General features: G+C 46.6%; 5 protein-coding genes. All 5 read right to left on the bottom strand.

Annotation, left to right across the window (positions count from 1 at the left end; translation table 11 throughout):
- Positions 1-94 precede the first annotated feature (94 nt).
- A complete protein-coding gene (locus ACUVJL_RS01400; protein WP_445244213.1) occupies positions 95-1,888 on the bottom strand; it encodes a cache domain-containing protein in 1,794 nt (597 codons plus the stop codon).
- 41 nt (positions 1,889-1,929) lie between these two features.
- Positions 1,930-3,006 carry a BMP family protein gene (locus ACUVJL_RS01395; protein WP_445244212.1) on the bottom strand — a complete coding sequence of 359 codons (1,077 nt, stop codon included), beginning with the start codon at positions 3,004-3,006 and terminating at the stop codon, positions 1,930-1,932.
- Between the two features lie 131 nt (positions 3,007-3,137).
- On the bottom strand, positions 3,138-5,312 hold the full coding sequence (locus ACUVJL_RS01390) for a glutamine synthetase III family protein (protein ID WP_445244211.1): 2,175 nt from the start codon (positions 5,310-5,312) through the stop codon (positions 3,138-3,140).
- Positions 5,313-6,151: 839 nt separating this feature from the next.
- Positions 6,152-7,402 carry an alpha/beta hydrolase gene (locus ACUVJL_RS01385; protein ID WP_445244210.1) on the bottom strand — a complete coding sequence of 417 codons (1,251 nt, stop codon included), beginning with the start codon at positions 7,400-7,402 and terminating at the stop codon, positions 6,152-6,154.
- A gap of 134 nt (positions 7,403-7,536) precedes the next feature.
- A complete protein-coding gene (locus ACUVJL_RS01380; protein ID WP_445244209.1) occupies positions 7,537-7,683 on the bottom strand; it encodes a hypothetical protein in 147 nt (48 codons plus the stop codon).
- Positions 7,684-7,800: the final 117 nt, after the last annotated feature.

Below are 7,800 nucleotides of genomic sequence, written 5' to 3'. Positions count from 1 at the left end.
TCTCGGTTGATGCGTTTTTTGCTAGTCATAACTGGTTCAATTATGGCTCAAATGCTTGCCTGACAAAGGTTTCATTCTATTTTACCTTTCTTTTTTATACCCCTTGACAATTTGCACTTTTTCTTAACTTGTCACAAATGCCTCCAACCTGACTCAACAACTCGTTCATAACTTGATCAACTATCTTTCTGGCAGACGCAGGCACAATTAATTCTGCGGCATGGTGTCCCATCGCCTCTTTCGCCGTGTAACCAAAAATCTTCTCTGCCGCTGGATTCCAGGCCGTGACTTTAAAGTTTAAATCCCATTCCACAACTGCCAGTGCAGTTTGGCGGAATAGAAAAGATAGCCGCTGCTCCGACGCTTTGAGTTCTTCTTCTACCTGTTTCCGTTTAGTAATGTCAATCCCTGTTTTGATGATGTACTCAATTTCACCTCGATCATCCAGTAAAGCAGTAGCTGACCAGGCAATCCGTCTGAGTTGTCGATCTTTGGTCATCCAACTGCCTTCATACTGCTGGGGAAAATTACCAGCTTTTAAAGACTCAAAAGTAGTTTTGGCTTGTTCAGCTAAATCTGAGTTCGGGAACAAGTCCCAAAAGTAGCGCCCCTTCACTTCACTAAACGAGTAATCAGTCATTTGTTCGCAAGCTCGGTTAAAGCGAACGATTTGTCCCTCCGGGTCGAGCACAACTACCAGGGCACCTGCAATTTCAAGAATGGCTGAAACAAAATTGCGTTCCACTTCAACTGCTGTAATCAGTTCCTCTAACTGAGTTGCCATATTGTTAAATGCGATCGCCAATGTTCCCAATTCGTTTTGGCTATCAATGTTGACCCGTGTATCTAATTGCCCCGCACTGAGTTCAGTAGCTGCCGTGGTTAAGCGCTGGAGCGGCACCACAATTTGCCGAATAAATAGAAAGCCAATGCCAAAAGCGACGATCGTCACCAGCGTCAATGAGCCTCCCATAACTGAGAGCATTTGGTAAACTGGAGCATACGCCTCAGCCGTTGGCAGTTCTACAACCACAGTCCAATTCACCCTCCGAACTAAGGTAGTGGCTCCCATTACTTCTACCTGTTTTAGACCCCGATAAACATTAAGGTGCTTAGTATCTTCGGATGCTTTCAAGAATTGAAAAAAGGGGCGCTTAGAAATATCTTGAAGTTGAAACGTTTCTGGCTTACTACCCTTTTGAGCAATGAGAAAATTACGCTCATCGACTACATAGACATAACCCGTCTTGCCAACCTGCGTTTGGGAAACAACAAACCAGAGAAAGTTGAGATTTACCTGTGCTAATAGCACCCCATCCACCTCATCTCGCTCATTCCGAATCGGAACCGCCAGAATGGTTGTTGGTTGGTGGGTTTGAGGATTAATTTCTACAGGACTTACATAATCTTCCTGTTGTTTGAAGGCACGAATAAACAGTGGCGAATTGGCTGGATTTTCTAACTTGAGCGGTTCGTAGGGTGAAACTGACGCAACAACTTGTCCCTTCCGGTTCAAAATGGCAACGGCTTCATAAGCATCATTATGACGAATCAACCCTTCCAACAGGCTCTGCTGCGCTTGAGGTTGAAAGTTTGTGAGTCCTTTGACCCTAGCTAAATAGCTCAGTTTTCGTTTTAAGTCATCTAGATAATTATCAATCTGCCCTGCGGCTGTCTGGCTACGCTCTTCTTGGAGCGATCGCGATTGCTGGATCTGCGCCTGAAAGCTGAGGTAGATCAACAAGCCACCAGTGGGCAGTAAGCTCAGGAGAACCAAAAATATCAAACCATACCTGAGCTGATGTGCAATAGAAAATAAGCGTTGCCAGGGATGAGAACGGGAGCTTCTGGCGATCGGCAGAGCGCGATCGTAGCGTTGATTTTGCATCGAACTTAGGATCAATATTGGTAAATCAATTAATAGGCACCCTATGGAGAAACATCAATTTTGCCAGTCGTCACAGCTTCTCGGATGGTCTTGAAAGCGTCCTCTTCCTGAGACGTAAGAGTGCCACGGAAAGGAGCAAAGTCATAGATCTTTTCCTTGAGCCCAAACTTATAAAGTTTTCCTTCCCAGCGACCTTGCTGGGTTAACACTGCCACATTTAGCACCAGATTGGGAATGTCCTGCAGAACGCTAGTTAGGACTTTGCCGGGAGCGAGTTCGTACTGATCCTTTGTCCTACCAATCACAAAGACTCCTGGCTTTTGCGAAACGGCTTTTAGCGCGGCTAACCCTGCCTCACCCGCGTTGAAGGTCAAAACATCTACTCCCGAAGCAACCATATCCGTTGCAATTTTGGTGGCTTTTTCCGTATCTACCCAAGAGTTGAGAAAAGCAGTCGAGGCTTGGACAGAGGGATTCGTTGCCTTCACTCCCCGCCTAAACAAGGCTTCTTCTTCTTTGTAAACCGGATAAGGTTCACCCACAATATAGCCAACTTTATTGCTTTTGGTCTTTATCGCAGCCAAAGCGCCTGTGAGGTACCCCACTTCACCCGATCGAAAGGCAACAGCCCCCAAATTTTGGTTATTCCCTGGATGCGTTGTAATCAGGGCAAATTTCGTTCGCGGAAATTCTTTAGCGACCTTTTCGGCAGTTGTGGAATAGGCACCACTGGCGGCAATTACCAGGTCATAGCCTGACTGGGCATATTTGCGAATGGTAGCTTCACTATTTTCACCGTCAATACTGTCCGTAATGTCTACCTCAGCATTAAATTTATTTTTGATTAGATTCAATCCTTCAAAGCAAGCTTGATCCCAACTTTGGTTGTCTTTGGCGCCTGTGGTGAGCATTGCCACTCTGAAACTGCTAGAGGTGCTTGCTTCGGGGGAAGAGTTTACGTTCGGAGTCGATCGACTGCAACTGAGCGCAAAAAATAGAGCTAGAGCCGCCAGAGTCATTTGTTTGAAAAGAGATTGAATTCGCATAAGAGCTTTTCGCAGCAAGGCTACTTTTTCTACGCCGATAAATTTGTTGAAGGGTATCTTAACAAACTTCACAACCCTTACTCTCGCTCGCATTTAATGACTCTGAAAGAATCAGCGTAACACTGATTTAAGCCCAAAAACAAGTAAGGACACGGCAGTGCCGTGTCCTTACAAATTTAACCTGCAATTAACCGAATTTACGATTACTTAACAAACAACATTTCTTGATAAGTAGGCAGCGGCCACAAATCATCAGCCACTTCACCTTCCAGAGCATCCGCATACTTGCGAACCTCATCCATCAAAGGACGAATTGTTTGCGAAGCATACTGCATATGGTCTTCTGTCGAAGCAAAATCGTGCTTGCTCAAAGCAGCACTCAACTTGCTCGCAGTATCCATCATAAACTTAACCAGCACCGCTACTTTTTCGGCACTTTCCTTTTCGAGTTCAATCCCAATCTCTTTCAACTTAGAAATTGTGCCGGAAAGTTCAGCTAAATACCTCACCGCTGCCGGGTAAATGATGGTTTTTGCCATGCTTGATACCAGTTTTGCTTCGACTTCAATTGCCAGCAAATACTGCTCTGCATAAACATCATAACGGCTTTCCAATTCCACGGGAGTCAGAACACCTGTCTTTTCAAACAAGTCTTCAATGTATCCTTCCTTCAACACCGGCAAAGCATCTGCCGTAGTCCGCAAGTTAGCTAAACCCCGTTCCTCAACAGCCATTTTGTGCCATTCTTCCGAATAGCCATTGCCGCCAAATACAACCGCACCGTGCTCGTCCATCACTTCTTTGAGAATTGTTTGGATGGCAGCATTCAGTTCAGTTCCGTTAGCCAAATCGCTTTCTAATTTGTTAGCAATCCAGTCCAAAGAATCTGCAAGAATTGTATTCATCGCCACCAGCGGCCCGGAAACAGACTGACCGGAACCTACTGCCCGGAATTCAAATCGGTTTCCAGTAAAGGCAAAGGGCGAAGTCCGGTTTCTGTCTCCAGCATCCTTCATGAAAGTAGGCAGTGTTTCTACACCTAAATTCATAATTCCCCGACCTTGAGAGTCCTTAACTTCTCCCCGGCTAATTTGCCCGAAGATATCTTCTAATTGCGAACCCAAATAGACAGAGATAATTGCTGGCGGAGCCTCATTTGCACCCAATCGGTGGTCGTTGCTGGCAGTCGCAACTACGGCGCGCAACAGCGGGCCGTATTTGTGAACTCCGCGAATCACAGCGCCGCAGAATACTAGAAATTGTATGTTCGAGTGCGGTGTATCGCCGGGGTCTAATAAGTTTCCTTGGGTGGCATTGCCGACCGACCAGTTGACGTGTTTGCCGGAACCGTTAATGCCGGCGAAAGGCTTCTCGTGCAGCAAACACATAAAACCGTGTTTCTTCGCTGTGTTGCGGAGAATTGTCATGGTTAATTGTTGGTGGTCGCTGGCGACGTTTGCAGCTTCAAAAACTGGTGCAATTTCAAACTGACCGGGAGCTACTTCGTTGTGCCTGGTTTTGGCAGGAATTCCCAGACGGTACATTCTTTCTTCTACTTCCTGCATGAAGACTTGAACGCGCTCTGGAATCGCTCCAAAATAGTGGTCGTCAAATTGCTGACCTTTGGCAGGAGGTTTGCCAAAAAGGGTGCGACCCGCTAGCATTAAATCGGGGCGGCTGGTGGTGAAATTGGCATCTACCAGGAAGTATTCTTGTTCGGAACCGCAACTGGAATTGACGGGAGCAACGTCGGTATTTCCTAATAGTTTTAACACTCGGGTTGCTGCTTTGTTCATTGCGGCAATGGAACGCAAAAGCGGCGTTTTTTTGTCTAAGGCTTCACCTGTCCAGGATATGAAAACAGTGGGAATGCACAAGGTCATGCCGTTGTCTGTTTCCATGACATAAGCAGGGCTGGTGACATCCCAGGCTGTGTATCCGCGAGCGGCGGCGGTGGAGCGAATGCCGCCGTTGGGGAATGAGGAGCCATCGGGTTCGCCTTGTACGAGAACTTTGCCTGCAAATTCTGAGATGACGGAACCGTCGCCTTGGACTGAGATGAAACCGTCGTGTTTTTCGGCGGTGCTGTTGGTGAGCGGGTAAAATACGTGGGCGTAGTACAGGGCTCCTTTGGAAATAGCCCAATCTTTCATTGCTACTGCAACTACATCAGCTACGGAAGCATCGAGTTTTTGGCCGGTTTGAACGGTGTTTTTTACTGATTTGAAAATGCTTTTGGGCAGACTTTCTTGCATCTTGCTCAGAGTAAAAACGTCTGTTGCCCACATATCTTCGAGCCGCTTGGGAGGCCGGGCAGGCATCAGTTTGCGGTTGACGATTTGAGAAATTGCTTGAACGCGCGCTTCGTTTGCACTCATGGTTATTTTTATGGGGATTGCGGGACGAGTAGTTGAGAAAAAATAGATGTTAGCAAAAGTCTAACGATTGACGAATATTTGGGATTTACCCAAGATTTTTTGTCAAAGCTAACTTTTGGGAGGATGCCTTTTTTGGCAGGCTCTACAAGATTGGTGGAGCGAGGCTCAATCACTTCGCCGTCCACCGGGCGTGACAATCCAGTGTGAGATGCGGTTGGATTTCGGTTATTAGCAGGAATAAAATAGATGACAAGAGCCTGTACTAATTTGAGTCAAAATGATAGATGCCTGCGCTGCACAGATTTAGTACCTAATCTTCACCCTGGTCAGCTCAAAAATTTTGTGCAAATCAATTCCGATGAATTCAGGTCAAAACTACTTATGGTTTTTAACGGTTCGACGATCGATAAATCGCAGTCCAGCAAACAACGCACTCGTTTAGGGGTTTTGCAGAATTATGGAGAGTACACCATCTACACTTGGAGAGTTTAAACAATGATTAACCAAATAAATGTATTGTAGGATACAGAATTTTAGTTTTTTTTCCGCAGGGTCGATCGCACCGATCGCACACAACGGCAGGATTCCAGTGTAACAGGGCATGGGGCATGGGGCATGGGGCATGGGGCATTGGGCATTGGGCATTGGGCATGGGGCATTGGGCATGGGGCATGGGGCATACCTCACCACGCGATCGAACAGCTATATAATAAATAAAGTCTGCCAACTCTTCTAAAATTTGGTGGGACAATTTGCCGTAGAAATCTTTACGAGATTTGGGAACTTATTAACTGTTATAGCCGCAGTTTATTGAGCATAAATGAGTAAGTTGATAATTTTTAGTTAAATGGTTGGTAATCCGAAGACTTCAGAGCATGAGCCAAAAAGCGTTCTGTGTAGTACAAAGCCAGTTGATTGCTCGGGCCATTAAAAACTGCATCAAAGGCGTGTTCAGCCCAAGGAATTTCGAGCAAAATAGCCCGATCGCCCGTGGCTCGCAATCGTTGGTAGAGCGATCGACCAAACTTAACCTGAACGATATGGTCGCGACCTGGATAGACCAGTAGAGAAGGGGGAAGATTCGGTTTAATATAATTTATGGGAGAAGCCCGATGGTAAAGCTCGTTGAGTTCGTCTGGCGTTCCTCCCAAAAAGGCACGCAAGACGGCTCGAACATTTATGGCATCAGGAAAAGGTGGGTCATTGTATCCCCGAATCAGGTCATTTGGCCCGTAATAGTTGACCACTGCTCGAACTGGAAGCACACTAGAATCATAAGCAGTTAGCATTGCTAAATGGGCACCTGCTGACCTTCCCATCAGAGCAATTCGATCGAGATCGATTTCCCAATCACCAGCATGAGTTTTGATATAGGAAAGAGCGGCTTGTACGTCGTCAAGCTGAGCAGGAAATCGATACTTGGGAGCGTGGCGGTAAGCAATTGCAACCACACAATAGCCTTGGGTGGCCATATAGCGGCTGAATTCCTCATTGGAATCGGGATTGCCTCTTTGCCAAGCGCCCCCGTAGAGTGTGATAATCGCCGGATATTTGCCAATTTCCATCGGCCGATAAAGGTTTAGTTGCAGTGAAACTCCGTCAGGGTTGGCAAATACAATAGCCCGATCGATCCTAACCTTTCTGAGGGGAATTCCTCGGAACGCATCTGCGAGGATAAACGGTTGAGGGCGTAGCTGCGCGCGATGGGCGACAGGAACGGCTGCTAAATAGTTTTCCCCTAGAACAGCTTGCACTTGGGTAGCTATGGCTGCATTGGCTGCTGGGAACTGAATCAGGGGAAGCAGGCCCAGGATTAGGGCGAACAGGTTACAAATCAGTAAAATAATGTAGACTTTGCCTTGATGCCGTCTGAGCAGGTTCAGCAGAAGGGCGATCGTATTGATACCGACCAACCAAGGACTGATTTCTGGTGCTCCCACCGCCAAAGCGTACAGAAACAGCGTGGGTGCTGGTACGATTACCCAGAGACTGAGAAATAGTGCGATCGCACTCAGAAACCAAGAAATAAAGGGCGAGACTAAGAATGCTGCCAATAAGGGTAACTTTTTGCGGTTCTTCTTGTGGAGCATCTGATTTTTGCAGCCTAATTTTTAATCAGTTTAAATTAATCTGGCCGTTTTATTGGTAATATCATGTCCGGTCGAGCGACCGCGATTTTTGTAGGGGCCCGTGAGCCAACAATACCGGCTAATAATTGACCAGCTCAAAAACCCGCCCCGACCGGGATATTAGAGTTAATTGATCGGACATGATATAAGTCGATCGCCTCTGGCATTTTACCAAACCAGCAGCTTCCTTGACTCCGACATCCTGCGGCGATCGAAAATGCTTTGCATCGTTCTATTTTCATTTCTGGAGTTGTTCGCTGTTGGTGGAAATCTTAAGCTGAGGTTGTCCCGCTAAGGAATGAGAATTAAATAACTTCCACAAGTTTGTGGGATGGGCGTCCCGCCCGTCCTTTTTGGAC

The sequence above is a fragment of the Microcoleus sp. OTE_8_concoct_300 genome (assembly GCF_031383065.1).
Classification (GTDB): domain Bacteria; phylum Cyanobacteriota; class Cyanobacteriia; order Cyanobacteriales; family Microcoleaceae; genus Microcoleus.
The sequence above is the reverse complement of the archived record's forward strand: the minus strand, read 5'-3'. Positions and strand labels throughout refer to the sequence as shown.